We start from the raw sequence: 18,471 nt of genomic DNA on the forward strand, positions 1-18,471 counted from the left end.
CCATGACAACCACTTTTGAGCTATCGACCGTAACACTATCGCTGATCTCAATGTTACCGCTGTTAATTATTGGTTTAATGACGGTGGTGATCATGCTCTCTATTGCCTGGCGCCGTCATCATTTTATTAACGCTACGCTAACCGTGATAGGGCTGGCTGCTGCGCTGATGTCGCTCTGCTTTGCTTGGCAAATGGAGATTTTGCAATACCTGCCACAGGATGTGACGGCATTAGTACGTTTCGATGGTTATTCGATGTTTTATACCGGACTGGTGCTCATAGCGAGTCTTGCTACCACTATTTTTGCTTATCCTTGGCTAGTGGGGTACCCGGATAATCGTGAAGAATTTTATGTACTACTATTGATTGCCACCTTGGGCGGTATATTGCTGGTCAGCGCACATCATTTGGCTTCGTTATTTTTGGGAATTGAACTGATTTCTTTGCCGCTGTTTGGTCTCATTGGTTACGCTTATCGCCAACCTCGCGCATTAGAAGCAAGCATCAAATATATGTTGCTATCGGCGGTTGCGTCGTCGTTTCTGTTATTTGGTATGGCGCTGTTATACGCCGAATCGGGCAGCTTATCTTTTAGCGAATTGGGCAATAGCCTAAATGAGAGTACTGTGCATCGACCGCTGATCTTGGCGGGATTGGGCATGATGCTGGTGGGTTTATGTTTTAAATTATCGTTGGTTCCCTTTCAGCTTTGGACACCAGATATTTATCAGGGCGCGCCTGCACCGGTAGTCGTGTTTTTAGCGACGGCGAGTAAAATTGCCCTCTTTGCGGTCGTCATGCGTTTATTTCTTTATTCTTCCGCCACGCATGATGAAGTGATGGATATTTTGTTATCGATTATGGCGATGGGTTCGATTTTATTTGGTAATTTGATGGCGCTCACGCAAAGCAATATCAAACGGCTACTGGGTTATTCTTCAATCGCCCATTTAGGATACCTGCTGATCACATTAATGCTGGTGAACCCCGAACCTTCATCGAGTATCGTTGGCATTTACCTGACAGGGTACTTACTGAGTAGCCTAGGTGCATTTGGTGTCATCAGCCTGATGTCTAGTCCATACCAAGGGGCGGATGCCGAATCATTATTTGTCTACCGTGGTTTATTTTGGCACAAACCGATCCTGGCTGCGGTGATGACGGTGATGATGCTATCACTCGCCGGCATCCCACTTACCTTAGGTTTTATTGGTAAATTTTTGCTGATCACCTTAGGTGTCAGCGCACAGCTAGGGTGGCTAACTGGTGCGGTGGTATTAGGGAGCGCCATAGGCTTATATTATTACCTACGTGTCACCGTCAGCTTGTTTCTCAGTCCCTCGCAAAAATTCCCCCGCCACATCCCTCGTCATTGGGCCCTCACTGCCGCCGGTATGGTGGTGTTAATTTGCACGCTATTAGTGCTGTTCTTTGGTATTTATCCCCAACCGTTAATGTCATTAATTCAATTTGCCCAGCCGATGCTGTGATGGTTTGCCAGCAGTTATATATACCGGTAATTGTCAATGTAGTTGTCGCCCAGGATGTAAAATCCTAGGCTGCTTTTTTGGCGTCTGGTTTCACCTTTTTTTCTCTGGATTTTTGTGGATTTAAATGGACTTCTTTCACATACGGCCACTGACGGATTTGACCTGCCCAGCGTGTAGGGTTTGCAGCGCGTGCCTTTTCATACACTGTGTTACGCTGAGCTAATAGGGCTTTATCAAGGCCTGCATGTCTTTGTGCAGGTGTGACAAATTCAATGGCACTGTGGCGATGTTCTTGATTATACCAGTGCACCACGTGTTCGACCCATGCGCGGGCGTCTTGCAGGTTGTCAAAAGGGTTAACCGGGTACTCAGGGCGATATTTTAGCGTCTTGAAGGCCGATTCAGAATAGGGATTGTCGTTGCTCAGGGAGGGTCGACTCAACGAAGTCGCTATTCCCAATGTTTCGAGCGTAAACAACAGGATAGCGCCTTTCATCGGGCTGCCGTTATTTTTATTTTAAATATGAATTTAATTTTTTCGGCGAAGATTTTTAATTTAAAGCCAATAAATAGGATGTTATATCGATAAATCATTTTATTTATTGTTGTTTTAAAATTAACGTAAATCTACATTTTTTATTTATATTTTCGCTTGATTTTAAATGATAATTTTCATTGAATGAGCGGTTTTTGATATTTATAAGATCAGATAATCTTTAATATTCTCTAGTAATACATATTGAAAATATGACAGAGAGAGTATTATGAATATTTTAAGGAGTTTTATAAATTATATAAAAGTCGGGTTAGGAGTAAGTAACAGAATCAATGTTTATAGAGAAATGAAACCCATAGCGAATCATATTAATAGATTTGGTCTTCTGATGGGAGCTAAAAATTCTGGTTTGCATTTTACACCTGCACAGAAACATGAATTGTGTATGTTGAGATATAACCTTCTTCCTAGGATTCATGCTTTGGATAAATTTATAGATATAAGTAATGAAAAAATTAATTTTAATTTTGATAATGATATTGAGAAGCATAATAAGCATATTGACATAATAAGAGAAGTTGAAAAATTTAAAGAAAATATTACTAAAGAATTAATGCGTATAACTAAACCGACTAAGCCTCCTAGATTATCAAAACAAGCTGGTCAGGATTTAGAAAAAACACCAGTGTCACTTCCGTGTTCTCAATCTGAACACGACATAATGGACACTGTTGGTGATATGCAAGAACTAAGAGCATTTTTAAGAGAAAATATCGCCAATCTTGAAGAAAATATTAAAGAAAAAGAAATAGTTAATTTAAAAAATAATTATAATAATAGCAGTAAGGCTAGCTCATTTTTGTTTAACAAGCTAAAAAAATCAATAGATTCTGATCGGAAAAAAATAGAAACGTTTAATGTAGAAATAGACAAACTAGATACGAAATTTGAAGTTTATTGTAATAAAAATGAAGCAGTTTTGGATAGGATTTATGAGCGTAAAAATAAGTGTCAAGTAGGTAACACAATAAAACAACTCAGAGAGGATTTGTTGGCTGTCGCAGAATTAGTATCAGCAGAACGTGGTTTTTCTTTAGAGAGTATGCCTAAGGCTCCAAATTTGGTTGGCTCAGACGAAGATATTGAGAGTCTGATTAACTTTAAAAACAATATTATTGATTTTATTTCAATGGATATTTTTTCTAAAGAAGAAATTAAAACTAAACCTACACAAGGACCCCTTGCTGTTGTAAATGCAAACTTAGAAAAAGCAAAGGATATCTATGAAAGCGCATTTAATAAAATTAAGACGGATAAATTAAATAGAACGAATAATGGTAAAAATTGGGAAACAATAATTTCCCCTTTCGTTCATAAATTGAATACTTTTATTAGTAAACACATTCCAGTACAAGCATTAAGATTATCACCTACTGAACCTACTGATAATACTTTTGGTCAAAATGTTGGCAGTACAGCAACAAAAAGCAAACATGTCACTAATGCCTGGCTTTCTGAATTTTCTGTAGCTGGTAAAGTGCTTTCTAGATTGTTCCGCCATGGCGCTTTGAGTGCATCCGGCTTGAAATTAGGCAGTAAAGAAAGAGAAGAAGCGAATATAGCGCGGGGTAAAGAACTCCTTACTGCGATGTTATTGGCTGATCCAAAAAAATTAGAAATAGCACGTAGTGGTAAGGTTGCAAAATTACGAATTACTTCAACCAGTTTAATGACACCTGCCAATGTGAAGGTGCCTGGATTTAAGAGTCGTGAACGAATTCTACTCGAGGAGCAAAATGCTGTTTGGGAATATTTGTCTTCTGAGCCTGAGATTACATTAACCATTGTTGATGCCAACGGGCAGTCGCAAGACGTTAGAGTTGACGCAGATATTGCAGCATTTAGCGTAGGTGTAAATCCTCTTGCACGAGGTTGGCCAAAGCTTGGACAGAATTTTTCTGATCAATGTAATGAAAAGGCTGCTCTCAAATTGCTGGGTAAACTTGAACACCCTGGTATTGGTGGTTGGGTTGAAGAATATTTAGAAGGGTCAAAGATAACTAACCGTGAAAAAGTAATAAAATTGGCGATTGAACTTAAAATGGCACTACGGAATAAAGAATATCATCAATCTAACGGAGACCCTTATAGAATCCCAGCGCTTATTGCTATCCTGTCGCAAGAAATTGGCTTAGCTCCTCCTTGCGTGAACTGTAAAAGTGGTAAAGATAGAACGGCTTTCGCTGTTTCGAGAATAGCTGAATGGCGAGCTAAAGAATATATGAATCTTCAACCCGGAGAGGAAGACTCAGATATTCGTGGGCTTTTAATGGCAGACCCTGGTAGTGGGAAAATTCAGGAATGGAACACTGGTCACAGGGGGGAATAAAGCGGTAACGAAAAACAAATTTACGCTCCGTCGCCTGGCTGAATTGTTCATTGGGGGGGAAGGAATGAGAGAATATATTGGAAACCCTAATGTTTTAGATGTTGTTGTCGGGGATGCAGAGAAGGCATCTAAAGATAAAAAGAAAAAATCAGAACCGCTTGAACTTAATCCCATACCACTTCAAGGCTCTGTAGTGTCTCAAAGACTTGTAGCATCTATGCCAAGTCTTCAAGAGCTAATGTTACGTGGAGTATCTAGCCATTATGACAATTCAATTTATGAGTCATTCCGAGGCTCTGAATACGGGGATGGAGAGCCAGGCCAAAGCTCTAGCGCTAGTTCAGCTAGCAATTCACTTTATGAGTCATTCCCAGGCTCTGAAGATGAGGATGGAAAGCCAGGTGATCAAAAAGTAATGTCACGCAGAGGATTTAGCAATGGTTTAGGTGGTTTAACTAAAAGCCCACATGAAGGACCGTATTATGAAACCATACCAGATGCTCGTCCCATTAAAGGAGAAGTTGTTGCTAGCTTTGTAGAGAATCACTACATGGCCACTCCCAGAGTACACTAAAAACCGGTAGTTAAAATCTGTACTAAAAATAACCTCAGCGCCTTGGAAAATAAAAACCATCACCAAGGCGCTTTTTTATTGTTATGCTTGCCACAAGCACTTTCCCTTTTTCACCATCCCCTCTAGCAGCGCCTGGTGCGTTGCTAATTCATCGGCATTGGCATAAATAATTTTTAGCGCTGAGGTCGGGCGCACAATGGGTTTAATTTCTTCTTTATTATTTTGCTGCTGCTGATCGGTTTCCATCGAAAAAGAGAGCGAAGTTTGCCCCCCTGTCATTGCCAGATAAACTTCCGCTAAAATCTCGGCATCGAGTAACGCGCCGTGCAACGTCCGTTTACTGTTATCGATATGATAACGATCACATAACGCATTTAAATTATTACGTTTGCCGGGGAACAACTGTCGCGCCAACAATAAACTATCGGTGATCGTGCAAAAGGTTTCAATCTTAGCGCTATTTTGCTCTAGTAAACGAAATTCATAATCTAAGAAGCCAATATCAAAGGAGGCATTATGGATGATTAAATCCGCTCCCCGAATAAAATCGAGGAATGTTTTGGCTGTATCGGCAAAGGTGGGTTTATCTGCTAAAAATTCGTCACTAATACCATGAATCGCATAGGCTTCGGGATCAACCAGTCGATCGGGTTTCAAATAGACATGAAAATGATTACCGGTTAAACGCCGATTCACCATCTCAACCGCCCCGATTTCAATAACCCGGTGGCCTTGATAGTGAGCCCCTACTTTGTTGAGCCCTGTGGTTTCAGTATCCAAAACAATTTGTCGTCTTGTTGCCGTGTTCATTGTGTTCGCTTATGTCAGAATTGGGATTTTAATGAAGAGTCTATCAGAATGCATAAACAGGTAGAAATTTTCACTGATGGCTCATGTTTGGGTAATCCCGGACCGGGAGGATATGGTGCTATTTTGCGCTATAAACAGCATGAAAAAATCCTCAGTGATGGCTATTATTTAACCACTAATAACCGTATGGAACTTATGGCGGCGATTATTGCGCTCGAAGCGCTGACATCACCTTGTCAAGTCAGGCTCAGTAGTGACAGTCAATATGTTCGTCAAGGGATTAGTGAGTGGATCCATAACTGGAAAAAACGTGGCTGGAAAACCACTCAACGCACGCCGGTAAAAAATGCCGATTTATGGCAGCGTTTAGATGGCGTGATCCAAAACCATCAAGTGACCTGGCTATGGGTGAAAGGTCATGCAGGTCATCTTGAAAATGAACGCTGTGATCAATTAGCACGAATAGCTGCCAACAACCCAAGCCAAAAGGACGTCGGTTATGAGGCTTCATCCCTGTCAGACCAAGGCGCCTGACGATATAAGCTGAATCAAAGTGTGCTGATTCAGCTATAGTTCTTGGTCACACCCACGGCACGGTTAAAGCAGGGCTTTCTTGTGGCAAATTTGATTGGCATCAACGTTAATGGCAACGTACGTTTACGTGCAATGGTCAGGCTAATACAACCCAGCGCGGTAAGATGAGTATTCATAGCACTTCCGCCGCCTCTCTTATGCCAGGGTAATACGTGAAAATGAGATTGATGCATCACCTGGTAATCGAGCAAATTAAGCCAATCAAGTATACGTATTCGGGTAAACATTCTGCTGACATAAGGTTCACGATGGCGTAATAGCGGTAATAATTTTCCCACTCCTAATAAACTTAGCGGATTGAAGTGAGTGGTGACTAACCAGCCGTCGTCGGTTAATATTCGATCAACTTCACGTAAAATACGATGAGGATCCGTCCCGTAGGCTAAAGTATGTAAAAGTAGACAAACATCCACTGATTTTTCGGCAAAAGGGAGTTGATAAGGGCTAGCGAGCACTTGTGTATTGTAACCTTGTTCAACAGCACTCACTTGGTGACTGATGCTACACTGATCACTGGCGATTTCAGCACTGAGATGACCTATCTTGAGTAAATGAAAACCAAAAAATTTTGACCACCAGGGCTGCATTGCCTCTTCAATAGCAGCCCGATAATACTCTCCCCAAGGGAGTTCGCTCCAAGATGTGGGCGCATGAGTCTTCAGGTATAATTGCGCAGGTTTCATGTTTTATTATCTTCATATTTGAATGGTTGAGCATAGGTATCGGATGAATCTGATCAGTATTCCAGCATTACAAGATAATTACATTTGGTTATTAATAGACGAACAAGATCATTGCATTATTGTCGATCCTGGAGAAGCGTCTCCCGTTTTAGCCATCTTAAATAAACGACATCTCATTGTGGATGCCATTTTATTAACTCATCATCATCAGGATCATCTCGATGGTGTTCCTGAATTGCTAAAACATTTTCCACAGATACCTGTTTACGGGCCGCGAGAAACAGAAAAAAAAGGTGCAACCAAGCTAATAGAAGAGGGCGATGATTTGATTATTGGTCGTCAAAATTTTTCGGTTATCGCTGTTCCGGGGCATACATTGGGTCATATTGCATACTACAATGCGCCTTATCTTTTTTGTGGAGACACGCTATTTTCTGCCGGTTGTGGCCGGTTATTTGAAGGTACCGGCGATCAAATGTATAGATCATTGCAAAAAATTATGCAATTGCCTGACGATACCTTAATTTGTGGTGGCCACGAATATACGCTCTCCAATTTAGCCTTTGCTCGTTCAATTTTAGCGGAAGATAAAAAAATTGAAGCCTATCAAAAAAAAGTAATGCAATTACGGGCAGAAAAACAACCTAGCCTACCGACAACTTTGCAATGGGAACGTGAGATCAATATTTTTTTACGTTGTGATGAGATTGAGCTACAAAAAAGAGTTCTGGGGGGAAAATCCTTAACTTCTCTTTCTTTAGTTTTCTCTGCTTTACGGATGATGAAAGATCGTTTTTAAAGCTTTTAGTTGTTTTATTTGTCAGATCAAAGTATTATCGCTCATCTTTTAACCAGGAAAGATGAGAGTAACAGAGATATATAATAGATGAAGACTAAAGCGATATTTCTCGCCTCGGTCTTGCTGGTGGGCTGTCAAACATCAAAATTAGGTACACAGCTCCCCATACAGCATGCACAGAGTTTGTCTTCGGCAAGTGTAGAAAACGAAGCAAGAAAATACATAGATAGCAATCAAGAGAAATTGGGACGGTTAACGAAAGGTAAAGATAGCCTCTCGCAACCTAATCTGTGGCACTTTGTTAGTAGCGAGCTGAAGATGAAGTTTCAGGATAACAGCCTGATCCGTGAACAAAAAATAAAATATTTAAAAAATAAGAGTGATCTCCACCATGTTATAGCACGAGCTAACCCGTACATGTACCTGATTGTATCTGAGATCCAAAGGCGTAGTATGCCGATGGAATTGATACTGGTGCCCATAGTGGAGAGTGCTTTTGACCCCAGTGCAACTTCTGGAGCCGGTGCCGCCGGGTTGTGGCAGTTCGTGCCTAGTACTGGCTTGCATTATGGCTTAAAACAAAATCGATGGTATGACGGTCGCCTGGATATTGTGGCGTCTACTAAAGCAGCGCTTGACTTAATGGAGAATTTAAATCGCAGGTTTGATGGTGATTGGTTGTTGACGCTCGCGGCGTACAATAGTGGTGCAGGGCGAGTTAATAAAGCGATAAGCGCTAATAGACGACAAGGTAAATCAACGAATTTTTGGGAATTATCTTTGCCACGTGAAACCTCTATTTACGTGCCAAAAATGCTCGCTTTGAGTCATATTATCAAAAATCACAAACAGCATAACTTTAAATTACCTAATACCGATAAAAGACATGGGTTAGCCCGTGTGGATATTGGGCGCCAGATGAAACTCAGTCGAGTTGCTGAGATGTCTGGTTTGTCGTTAGCTCAGTTGAAATTTTATAATGCTGGCTATAAATTAGATGTAACAGCGCCTAACGGCCCTCATTACATCGTGCTGCCTGAAGATAATGCTAGGCATTTTAAAAATTCACTCGCCGAGGCTAAATTTATGGTGCCTCAGCCTGCGCGATTGGTGAAAAATAATCCTAATGCAGAGTCAGTTTTACAATATAAAGTACGCCAAGGGGACACTTTATCTACGATAGCCAAGCGTTTTAATATCGATCCATATGATTTGCAAAATTGGAATAACTTAACTACGTCAGATTTTTTGAAAGTTGGCCAAACTTTAAAAACAGGCAGCAGGCAGGTAGGAGAAGATAATATACCCAATGAATTTCGAGTTACGGCAAGGAGGCCATCAATCGAATCCCAGGAGTGTACAAATAGTACATGACAGAGGAGGATAAGTGATCGTTGCCAACGCCGTCTTAACTTGAAAGGCGAAGGATAGAATAGATATGAGCGATGGAATAGACAATTAGCGTGCCGAAACGAACACATGCAATGAGATATGTGGCTGGTAAACCAGTTGAACAGATCTTTTCAAGCTCTGCCTATTTTCCTCGGCAGGGTTTGCCTTTGTGTAAACCGTTACAAGCATCAAAATTTTTACGGGTTGTGGTGTGGAATATTTTTAAGCAACAGCGGGTCAGTTGGTTGGCTGTACTAAAGAAATTTGGTAAAGATTCTCAATTGATGTTGTTGCAAGAAGCGCGAACGACGCCTGAAATGGTGCGCTTTGCTACCTCTCACTATTTGACAACAGATCAAGTGCCTGCTTTTACTTTGCCTCATCATCCTTCTGGCGTAATGACGTTAGCTGCTGCTCATCCTATTTATTGTTGCCCGCTGCGTGAACGAGAGCCATTGTTACGTTTGTCCAAATCAGCTTTAGTTACTGTTTATCCCATTCAGGATGGACGATCGCTGATGGTGGTTAATATTCATGCGGTAAATTTCAGTTTAGGGGTAAATGTTTATAGTAGGCAATTTAGCTCGATCGGCGCAAAAATCGCGTTGCATCGTGGGCCACTAATACTCGCAGGAGATTTTAATGCTTGGAATCGTCAGCGAGTGAATGCCTTACGTTTGTTTACTCGAAGTATGGAATTACAGGAGGTAGAATTTTTTATTGATAATCGTAGTCGAGTATTTGGGTTTCCACTGGACTTTATTTTTTTCCGCGATTTATATGTGGCTGAAGCATCTGTATTGGTAACACGCGCTTCGGATCATAATCCTCTACGTGTTGATTTTTTACTATAATTAAATCTTTTGAACGATAAATAGACATCTAATTTTTTTTCTTAAATTAAAGGTTGCGGGCGTTAATAAAGGGGCTATAATGCGACCCCACAGAAGAAGGGGAGCTTAGTAAAAGAAGGCCTTGACTCTGTGAGAAGAAAGGGTAGAATGCGCCCTCTCGTTGTAAGGCTAGACGAGAATCTCTTTAACAATTTATCAGACAATCTGTGTGGGCACTGGCGAGTGCGCTGTTGTGCTGCTCTGTAATATTGAGTGCAGTAAAAGCAGTATAAAAGCTGACAGCGGATTGGAACTTGTTTTTTTTATGGAAACATAATAGAAAGCAGGGTCTGTGAAGTTGTTAAAAAAGTAATAAATTGAAGAGTTTGATCATGGCTCAGATTGAACGCTGGCGGCAGGCCTAACACATGCAAGTCGAGCGGCAGCGGGGAGTAGCTTGCTACTCTGCCGGCGAGCGGCGGACGGGTGAGTAAAGTCTGGGGATCTGGCTTATGGAGGGGGGTAACCATTGGAAACGGTGGCTAATACCGCATGATGTCGCAAGACCAAAGTGGGGGACTTTAGGGCCTCACGCCATAAGATGAACCCAGATGAGATTAGCTAGTAGGTGCGGTAATGGCGTACCTAGGCGACGATCTCTAGCTGGTCTGAGAGGATGACCAGCCACACTGGAACTGAGAAACGGTCCAGACTCCTACGGGAGGCAGCAGTGGGGAATATTGCACAATGGGCGGAAGCCTGATGCAGCCATGCCGCGTGTGTGAAGAAGGCCTTAGGGTTGTAAAGCACTTTCAGCGGGGAGGAAGGCGGTAAGAGTAATATGCTTATCGATTGACGTTACCCGCAAAAGAAGCACCGGCTAACTCCGTGCCAGCAGCCGCGGTAATACGGAGGGTGCGAGCGTTAATCGGAATAACTGGGCGTAAAGGGCATGTAGGCGGTAAGTTAAGTCAGATGTGAAATCCCCGAGCTTAACTTGGGAACGGCATTTGAGACTGGCGGGCTAGAGTTTTGTAGAGGGGGGTAGAATTCCAGGTGTAGCGGTGAAATGCGTAGAGATCTGGAGGAATACCGGTGGCGAAGGCGGCCCCCTGGACAAGGACTGACGCTGAGGTGCGAAAGCGTGGGTAGCAAACAGGATTAGATACCCTGGTAGTCCACGCTGTAAACGATGTCGATTTGGAGGTTGTGGCCTAGTGTTATGGCGTCCGAAGCTAACGCGATAAATCGACCGCCTGGGGAGTACGGCCGCAAGGTTAAAACTCAAATGAATTGACGGGGGCCCGCACAAGCGGTGGAGCATGTGGTTTAATTCGATGCAACGCGAAGAACCTTACCTACTCTTGACATCCACGGAATTGAGCAGAGATGCTTAAGTGCCTTCGGGAGCCGTGAGACAGGTGCTGCATGGCTGTCGTCAGCTCGTGTTGTGAAATGTTGGGTTAAGTCCCGCAACGAGCGCAACCCTTGTCCTTTGTTGCCAGCGCGTGATGGCGGGAACTCAAAGGAGACTGCCGGTGATAAACCGGAGGAAGGTGGGGATGACGTCAAGTCATCATGGCCCTTACGAGTAGGGCTACACACGTGCTACAATGGCGCATACAAAGAGCGGCGAGCGTGCGAACGTAAGCGAACCTCATAAAGTGCGTCGTAGTCCGGATTGGAGTCTGCAACTCGACTCCATGAAGTCGGAATCGCTAGTAATCGTGGATCAGAATGCTACGGTGAATACGTTCCCGGGCCTTGTACACACCGCCCGTCACACCATGGGAGTGGGCGGCAAAAGAAGTAGGTAGCTTAACCTTCGGGGGGGCGCTTACCACTTTGTGGTTCATGACTGGGGTGAAGTCGTAACAAGGTAACCGTAGGGGAACCTGCGGTTGGATCACCTCCTTACCAAAAGATGGCGGCTACGCTGAGTGCTCACACAGATTGTCTGATGAAAGTAGCGAGTGGTTTTTATGGAGAGAGCGGGTTAGGTTTAGCAATCGAACCTTGTTGGGTCTGTAGCTCAGGTGGTTAGAGCGCACCCCTGATAAGGGTGAGGTCGGTGGTTCAAGTCCACTCAGACCCACCAACGCGGCATGACAGGGTGATGAAATTGCCTTGAGTTAAGGTGTTTCTGCCAGTGTTTGTTGCGACGATGGGTCAAGTTAATTTTCCCTTATGGGGCTATAGCTCAGCTGGGAGAGCGCCTGCCTTGCACGCAGGAGGTCAGCGGTTCGATCCCGCTTAGCTCCACCATAGTGAATGGGTCAAATTTATTGTATTGAACATGCTCTTTAACAATCTGGAACAAGCGAGTAATGAGTAACCTGATGGAGTTGAAAGACACTTTCGGGTTGTGAAGTTAAGTAATGAAGCGTACAGGGCGGATGCCTAGGCAGTCAGAGGCGAAGAAGGGCGTGCAAATCTGCGAAAAGCGACGGTGAGCTGATAGGAAGCGTGATTAGCCGTTGATACCCGAATGGGGAAACCCAGTGCAAGCAGTTGCACTATCGTTAGATGAATAAACTAGTTTAACGAGGCGAACCGGGAGAAGTGAAACATCTAAGTACCCCGAGGAAAAGAAATCAACCGAGATTTCCCGAGTAGCGGCGAGCGAAAGGGAAGCAGCCCAGAGTGTGCATCGTTATTGTTATCAGAGGAAAGGTCTGGAAAGGCCTGCGAAAGAGGGTGATAGCCCCGTACTCGAAGATAGCAGTAGTGTGAGCTCGAAGAGTAGGACGGGACACGACAAATCCTGTTTGAAGAAGGGGGGCCCATCCTCCAAGGCTAAATACTCCTGACTGACCGATAGTTAACCAGTACCGTGAGGGAAAGGCGAAAAGAACCCCGGTTAGGGGAGTGAAATAGACCCTGAAACCCTGTACGTACAAGCAGTGGGAGCCTGCTTCATGCGCGAGTGTGAAGAGGGGGTGACTGCGTACCTTTTGTATAATGGGTCAGCGACTTATATTCTGTAGCGAGGTTAACCGAGTAGGGGAGCCGTAGGGAAACCGAGTCTTAACTGGGCGATTAGTTGCAGGGTATAGACCCGAAACCCGGTGATCTAGCCATGCGCAGGCTGAAGGTTGGGTAAAACTAACTGGAGGGCCGAACCGACTCCTGTTGAAAAAGTAGCGGATGACGTGTGGCTGGGGGTGAAAGGCCAATCAAACCGGGAGATAGCTGGTTCTCCCCGAAAGCTATTTAGGTAGCGCCTCGTGGGTTAATCTTTGGGGGTAGAGCACTGTTTCGGCTAGGGGGCCATCCCGGCTTACCACCCCGATGCAAACTGCGAATACCGAAGAATGAGACCACGGGAGACACACGGCGGGTGCTAACGTCCGTCGTGGAAAGGGAAACAACCCAGACCGCCAGCTAAGGTCCCGAAGTGAGGGTTAAGTGGGAAACGAAGTGGGAAGGCGAAAACAGCCAGGATGTTGGCTTAGAAGCAGCCATCATTTAAAGAAAGCGTAATAGCTCACTGGTCGAGTCGGCCTGCGCGGAAGATGTAACGGGGCTAAACCCTCCACCGAAGCTGCGGCAGTAGCGTTGGAGACGACGTTATTGGGTAGGGGAGCGTTCTGTAAGCCGTAGAAGGTGAGCTGAGAGGCGAGCTGGAGGTATCAGAAGTGCGAATGCTGACATAAGTAACGATAAAGCGGGTGAAAAGCCCGCTCGCCGAAAGACCAAGGGTTCCTGTCCCACGTTAATCGAGGCAGGGTGAGTCGACCCCTAAGGCGAGGCTGAAAAGCGTAGTCGATGGGAAACGGGTTAATATTCCCGTACTGTTTGTGACTGCGAAGGGGGGACGGAGAAGGCTAGACTATCCGGGTGACGGTAATCCCGGTTCAAGCGTGTAGGTAGGGAGAGTAGGCAAATCCGCTTTTCCATAAACACTGAGGCGTGATGACGAGGCACTTAGGTGCAGAAGTAGTTGATGCCCGGCTTCCAGGAAAAGCCTCTAAGCTTAGGTTACAAACAATCGTACCCGAAACCGACACAGGTGGTCAGGTAGAGCATACTAAGGCGCTTGAGAGAACTCGGGTGAAGGAACTAGGCAAAATGGTGCCGTAACTTCGGGAGAAGGCACGCTGGCATTAGGTGAGGGGACTTGCTCCCTGTAGCTGAAGTCAGTCGCAGAGACCAGCTGGCTGCAACTGTTTATTAAAAACACAGCACTGTGCAAACACGTAAGTGGAGGTATACGGTGTGACGCCTGCCCGGTGCCGGAAGGTTAATTGATGGGGTAAGTAGCAATACGAAGCTCTTGATCGAAGCCCCGGTAAACGGCGGCCGTAACTATAACGGTCCTAAGGTAGCGAAATTCCTTGTCGGGTAAGTTCCGACCTGCACGAATGGCGTAATGATGGCCAGGCTGTCTCCACCCGAGACTCAGTGAAATTGAAATGGCTGTGAAGATGCAGTGTACCCGCGGCAAGACGGAAAGACCCCGTGAACCTTTACTATAGCTTGACACTGGGAGTTGAAACTGACTGTGTAGGATAGGTGGGAGACGTAGAAGCGATGACGCCAGTTGTTGTGGAGTCGCCGTTGAAATACCACCCTGTGAGTTTTGGTTTTCTAACTCAGCGCCGTAATCCGGTGCGAGGACAGTGTCTGGTGGGTAGTTTGACTGGGGCGGTCTCCTCCTAAAGCGTAACGGAGGAGCACGAAGGTTAGCTAATCACGGTCGGACATCGTGAGGTTAGTGCAAAGGCATAAGCTAGCTTGACTGCGAGAGTGACGGCTCGAGCAGGTACGAAAGTAGGTCTTAGTGATCCGGTGGTTCTGAATGGAAGGGCCATCGCTCAACGGATAAAAGGTACTCCGGGGATAACAGGCTGATACCGCCCAAGAGTTCATATCGACGGCGGTGTTTGGCACCTCGATGTCGGCTCATCACATCCTGGGGCTGAAGTAGGTCCCAAGGGTATGGCTGTTCGCCATTTAAAGTGGTACGCGAGCTGGGTTTAGAACGTCGTGAGACAGTTCGGTCCCTATCTGCCGTGGGCGTAGGAAGATTGAGGGGGGCTGCTCCTAGTACGAGAGGACCGGAGTGGACGCATCACTGGTGTTTGGGTTGTCATGCCAATGGCATTGCCCGGTAGCTACATGCGGAAGAGATAACCGCTGAAAGCATCTAAGCGGGAAACTTGCCCCGAGATGAGTCTTCCCTTGAGGGACGTTTAAGACTAAGACGTTGATAGGCTGGGTGTGTAAGTGTGGTGACACATTGAGCTGACCAGTACTAATGGACCCGATAGGCTTAACTTCACAACACCGAAAGTGTTTTGGTTTACGCGCTTGTTAACAGATTAGCTGTGTACGCAGCATACAGAATTTGCCTGGCGGCTATAGCGCGGTGGCACCACCTGACCCCATTCCGAACTCAGCAGTGAAACACCGTTGCGCCTATGGTAGTGTGGGGTCTCCCCATGCGAGAGTCGGTCACCGCCAGGCTACCAATTTAGTGCTGATATGGCTCAGTCGGTAGAGCACACTCTTGGTAAGGGTGAGGTCCCCAGTTCAAATCTGGGTATCAGCACCAGACAGATTAAAGCTCCTATGGGCGAATAAAGCTTGGTGAAGAATCTCTAGGTAATGGTGTAGTCCTACGTCAAGTACATCAATATCAGAAATGAAACTCCTTAGCATCGGTTGTAGATACCGCTGACTATGAAAAAGGATCCTATAAAGTAGGATCCTTTTTTATTGCTTAATAACGATACTCCCATCTTTAGTGTCTATGACAATAGGCATATTCGTTTTTAATTTATTAGCAAGAATTTGTTGAGCCATCGGGTCTTCGATTTCCTTTTGGATAACTCGTTTTAATGGTCGTGCACCATACACAGGGTCAAAGCCTCGTTGGCTTAATAATTCTAATACAGCTTCAGTCGCATTAATTTGATAATTTCGCCCTGCCAGGCGTTGCTGTAATCGCTGCAACTGAATTTTTGCAATGGAGATGAGATGGTGTTGTTCTAATCGATGGAAAACAATGATCTCATCTATACGGTTAATAAACTCAGGGCGAAAATGATTACTGACATTTTCCATTACCTTATTTTTGATTTTAGAGAAATCAGTCTCAGTGGAATGCTCTAGAATTAACTCAGAACCCAAATTAGACGTCATAATGACTACAGTGTTACGAAAATCGACAGTTCTCCCTTGCCCATCCGTTAAACGTCCCTCATCCAAGACTTGTAATAAAATATTGAACACATCGGGATGTGCTTTCTCCACTTCATCAAATAAGATAACAGAGTAGGGACGACGACGTACTATTTCTGTTAGGTAACCTCCTTCTTCGTAACCAACATAACCAGGAGGTGCTCCAATTAAGCGTGATACAGCATGTTTCTCCATAAATTCAGACATATCGATTCGTATCATTGCTTTGTCAGTGTTGAATAAAAAAACCGCCAGGGCTTTACATAATTCTGTTTTACCTACTCCCGTAGGACCGAGAAATAAAAAGGATCCAGTCGGGCGATTATCATCAGCAAGCCCAGCACGGCTCCGTCGGATTGCATTAGACACTGCCTCTATGGCTTCATCTTGCCCAATCACACGATTATGCAGCTCTTGTTCGATGCGTAATAGTTTACTTCGTTCACCTTCCAACATTTTGGATACGGGGATCCCTGTCCAGCGTGCTACCACTTTAGCAATTTCTTCCTCAGTGACTCGATTAGGCAGCAGTTTCATTGTTTCGTTTTCGAGTTGATTGGCTGTATCGAGTTCTTTTTCTAGTTCTGGAATTTTGCCGTATTGTAGCTCAGACATTTTTGTTAGATCACCGACACGTCGCGCTTGCTCTAAGGTAATTTTAGCCTGTTCTAATTCTGTCTTAATCTTTTGGATGCCTTTCAATGCAGCCTTTTCGGCTTTCCATTTTTCTTCTAGGGTCGAATATTCCCGTTCTTTTTGTTCTAATTCACTATTGAGTTCTTGCAAGCGTTTTTTGCTGGCATCATCCGATTCTTTGTTTAATGCTTGTTGTTCTAATTTTAATTGGATAATTCGACGATATAGGCGATCAAGTAGTTCGGGTTTTGAATCGATCTGCATCCGGATGCTAGAGCCTGCTTCATCGATCAGATCGATGGCTTTATCGGGTAATCGGCGATCTGAAATATAACGGTGTGATAAGGTCACCGCTTCTACAATTGCCGGATCTGTGATTTGGACATGGTGGTGGAGTTCATAGCGCTCTTTTAAACCGCGTAGAATGGCAATGGCATCTTCTACGTTTGGTTCTGCAACATACACTGTTTGAAAACGACGTTCTAAAGCAGCATCTTTTTCGATATATTGGCGGTATTCATTCAGAGTAGTTGCCCCAACACAATGTAGTTCACCACGGGCTAAGGCGGGTTTTAGCATGTTACCGGCATCCATTGCGCCGTCACTTTTCCCTGCACCGACGACCAGTGTATGCAGTTCGTCAATGAATAAAATCACGTTGCCTTTTTGTTTTTCTAATTCATTAAGTAATGCTTTCAGGCGTTCTTCAAACTCACCACGGAATTTGGCTCCGGCTAGCAATGCGCCGATATCTAATGACAATACACGCTTACCTTTTAAACCTTCCGGCACTTCACCATTGATAATACGTAGTGCTAGACCCTCAACAATCGCGGTTTTGCCTACACCGGGCTCACCAATGAGCACGGGATTATTTTTAGTGCGGCGTTGTAACATTTGCATGGTACGGCGAATTTCTTCATCTCGACCGATAACAGGGTCGAGTTTGCCTTGCGCTGCGCGTTCGGTTAGATCGATAGTGAATTGTTTTAACGCTTGCCGTTGATTTTCTTCACTGGCGCTTTTTATGGTATTACCACTTCGTAGCTCTTCAATCGCTTTAGTGATTTTATCTGTTGAGGCTCCTGCTGCTTTTAATAAATCCGTTAAGGTGCTGCTCTCTTCAAGTGCTGCTAATAGAAATAGTTCTGAGGCAATAAATTTATCACCTCTTTTTTGTGCTAATTTTTCACACAAGTTAAGTGTTCTTTCTAACTTTTTTGATACCTGAACATCAGCGGTACCTTCCACACGTGCAAGTCGTTCTAAGGCTTGATCGATTTTATTCTTTAAATCTTGAGCATCAATGCCGCTGGAAGTGAGTAAGGGAAAAACGGTTCCTCCCTCTTGACACAGAAAAGTACTCATGAGGTGAAGTGGTTCAATAAATTGATGATCACGACTGAGCGCTAAAGAATGAGCACCACCTAAGGCTTCCTGAAATTTTTGGGTAAAACGCTCCAAAAGCATAATAAACTCCGTATTAATTGAAATTTATAGTGACAGTTTCCAGTTATTGTGAGGTCTCTAACTTTCAAGGGCGTGGCTCGTGCGAAGAGCTACACTCGCTTTTAACACTAGATCTCTTC

At 44.4% G+C, this 18,471-nt stretch carries 11 protein-coding genes, 3 tRNA genes and 3 rRNA genes; 13 read left to right on the forward strand and 4 right to left on the reverse strand.

Annotation, left to right across the window (positions count from 1 at the left end; translation table 11 throughout):
* Positions 1-2: 2 nt before the first annotated feature.
* Positions 3-1,490, forward strand: coding sequence for an NADH-quinone oxidoreductase subunit NuoN (gene nuoN, locus REG_RS02430; RefSeq protein WP_050749291.1), 1,488 nt, complete (start codon positions 3-5; stop codon positions 1,488-1,490).
* A gap of 64 nt (positions 1,491-1,554) precedes the next feature.
* Here nuoN and REG_RS02435 read toward each other — a convergent pair whose 3' ends face one another.
* Complete coding sequence (locus REG_RS02435) at positions 1,555-1,986, reverse strand: integrase core domain-containing protein (RefSeq protein ID WP_087943355.1); 432 nt, start codon at positions 1,984-1,986, stop codon at positions 1,555-1,557.
* Between the two features lie 268 nt (positions 1,987-2,254).
* On the opposite strand from REG_RS02435, the gene REG_RS02440 reads away from it, so the two are divergent.
* Positions 2,255-4,375 carry an inositol phosphate phosphatase SopB gene (locus tag REG_RS02440; RefSeq protein WP_006704333.1) on the forward strand — a complete coding sequence of 707 codons (2,121 nt, stop codon included), beginning with the start codon at positions 2,255-2,257 and terminating at the stop codon, positions 4,373-4,375.
* Positions 4,376-4,439: 64 nt separating this feature from the next.
* Positions 4,440-4,949: a hypothetical protein gene (locus tag REG_RS02445; RefSeq protein WP_141553598.1), complete on the forward strand. Its 510-nt coding sequence runs from the start codon at positions 4,440-4,442 to the stop codon at positions 4,947-4,949.
* Positions 4,950-5,030: 81 nt separating this feature from the next.
* Here the strand turns inward: REG_RS02445 and dnaQ are convergent, their stop codons facing one another.
* Positions 5,031-5,759, reverse strand: a complete 729-nt coding sequence (dnaQ, locus tag REG_RS02450; protein ID WP_006704335.1) for a DNA polymerase III subunit epsilon — start codon at positions 5,757-5,759, stop codon at positions 5,031-5,033.
* Between the two features lie 48 nt (positions 5,760-5,807).
* Between dnaQ and rnhA the strand changes: the two genes are divergently transcribed.
* A complete protein-coding gene (rnhA, locus tag REG_RS02455; protein ID WP_039906951.1) occupies positions 5,808-6,293 on the forward strand; it encodes a ribonuclease HI in 486 nt (161 codons plus the stop codon).
* A gap of 29 nt (positions 6,294-6,322) precedes the next feature.
* On the opposite strand, the gene REG_RS02460 is transcribed toward rnhA, so the two are convergent.
* A complete protein-coding gene (locus REG_RS02460; protein ID WP_006704337.1) occupies positions 6,323-7,036 on the reverse strand; it encodes a class I SAM-dependent methyltransferase in 714 nt (237 codons plus the stop codon).
* Positions 7,037-7,079: 43 nt separating this feature from the next.
* Between REG_RS02460 and gloB the strand changes: the two genes are divergently transcribed.
* The 9 genes from gloB to REG_RS02505 all read left to right on the forward strand — a co-directional run bounded on the left by gloB (position 7,080) and on the right by REG_RS02505 (position 15,617).
* Positions 7,080-7,835: a hydroxyacylglutathione hydrolase gene (gloB, locus tag REG_RS02465; RefSeq protein ID WP_039906952.1), complete on the forward strand. Its 756-nt coding sequence runs from the start codon at positions 7,080-7,082 to the stop codon at positions 7,833-7,835.
* Positions 7,836-7,922: 87 nt separating this feature from the next.
* On the forward strand, positions 7,923-9,209 hold the full coding sequence (gene mltD / locus REG_RS02470) for a murein transglycosylase D (RefSeq protein ID WP_006704339.1): 1,287 nt from the start codon (positions 7,923-7,925) through the stop codon (positions 9,207-9,209).
* An 89-nt stretch (positions 9,210-9,298) separates the two neighbouring features.
* On the forward strand, positions 9,299-10,081 hold the full coding sequence (locus REG_RS02475) for an endonuclease/exonuclease/phosphatase family protein (protein WP_006704340.1): 783 nt from the start codon (positions 9,299-9,301) through the stop codon (positions 10,079-10,081).
* A gap of 353 nt (positions 10,082-10,434) precedes the next feature.
* Positions 10,435-11,977 (forward strand): 16S ribosomal RNA (locus tag REG_RS02480).
* A 104-nt stretch (positions 11,978-12,081) separates the two neighbouring features.
* A tRNA-Ile gene (locus REG_RS02485) sits at positions 12,082-12,158 on the forward strand.
* A 91-nt stretch (positions 12,159-12,249) separates the two neighbouring features.
* A tRNA-Ala gene (locus tag REG_RS02490) sits at positions 12,250-12,325 on the forward strand.
* A 104-nt stretch (positions 12,326-12,429) separates the two neighbouring features.
* Positions 12,430-15,343 (forward strand): 23S ribosomal RNA (locus tag REG_RS02495).
* Positions 15,344-15,413: 70 nt separating this feature from the next.
* A 5S ribosomal RNA gene (gene rrf, locus REG_RS02500) occupies positions 15,414-15,529 on the forward strand.
* The 16S, 23S and 5S rRNA genes sit together here with 3 tRNA genes alongside, the layout of an rRNA operon.
* Before the next feature lie 12 nt (positions 15,530-15,541).
* Positions 15,542-15,617: transfer RNA gene (locus REG_RS02505), tRNA-Thr, on the forward strand.
* Between the two features lie 161 nt (positions 15,618-15,778).
* Here REG_RS02505 and clpB read toward each other — a convergent pair.
* A complete protein-coding gene (clpB, locus tag REG_RS02510) occupies positions 15,779-18,352 on the reverse strand; it encodes an ATP-dependent chaperone ClpB (protein ID WP_006704341.1) in 2,574 nt (857 codons plus the stop codon).
* Positions 18,353-18,471 lie beyond the last annotated feature (119 nt).

Source organism: Candidatus Regiella insecticola LSR1 (assembly GCF_000143625.1).
Classification (GTDB): Bacteria; Pseudomonadota; Gammaproteobacteria; order Enterobacterales; family Enterobacteriaceae; genus Regiella; species Regiella insecticola.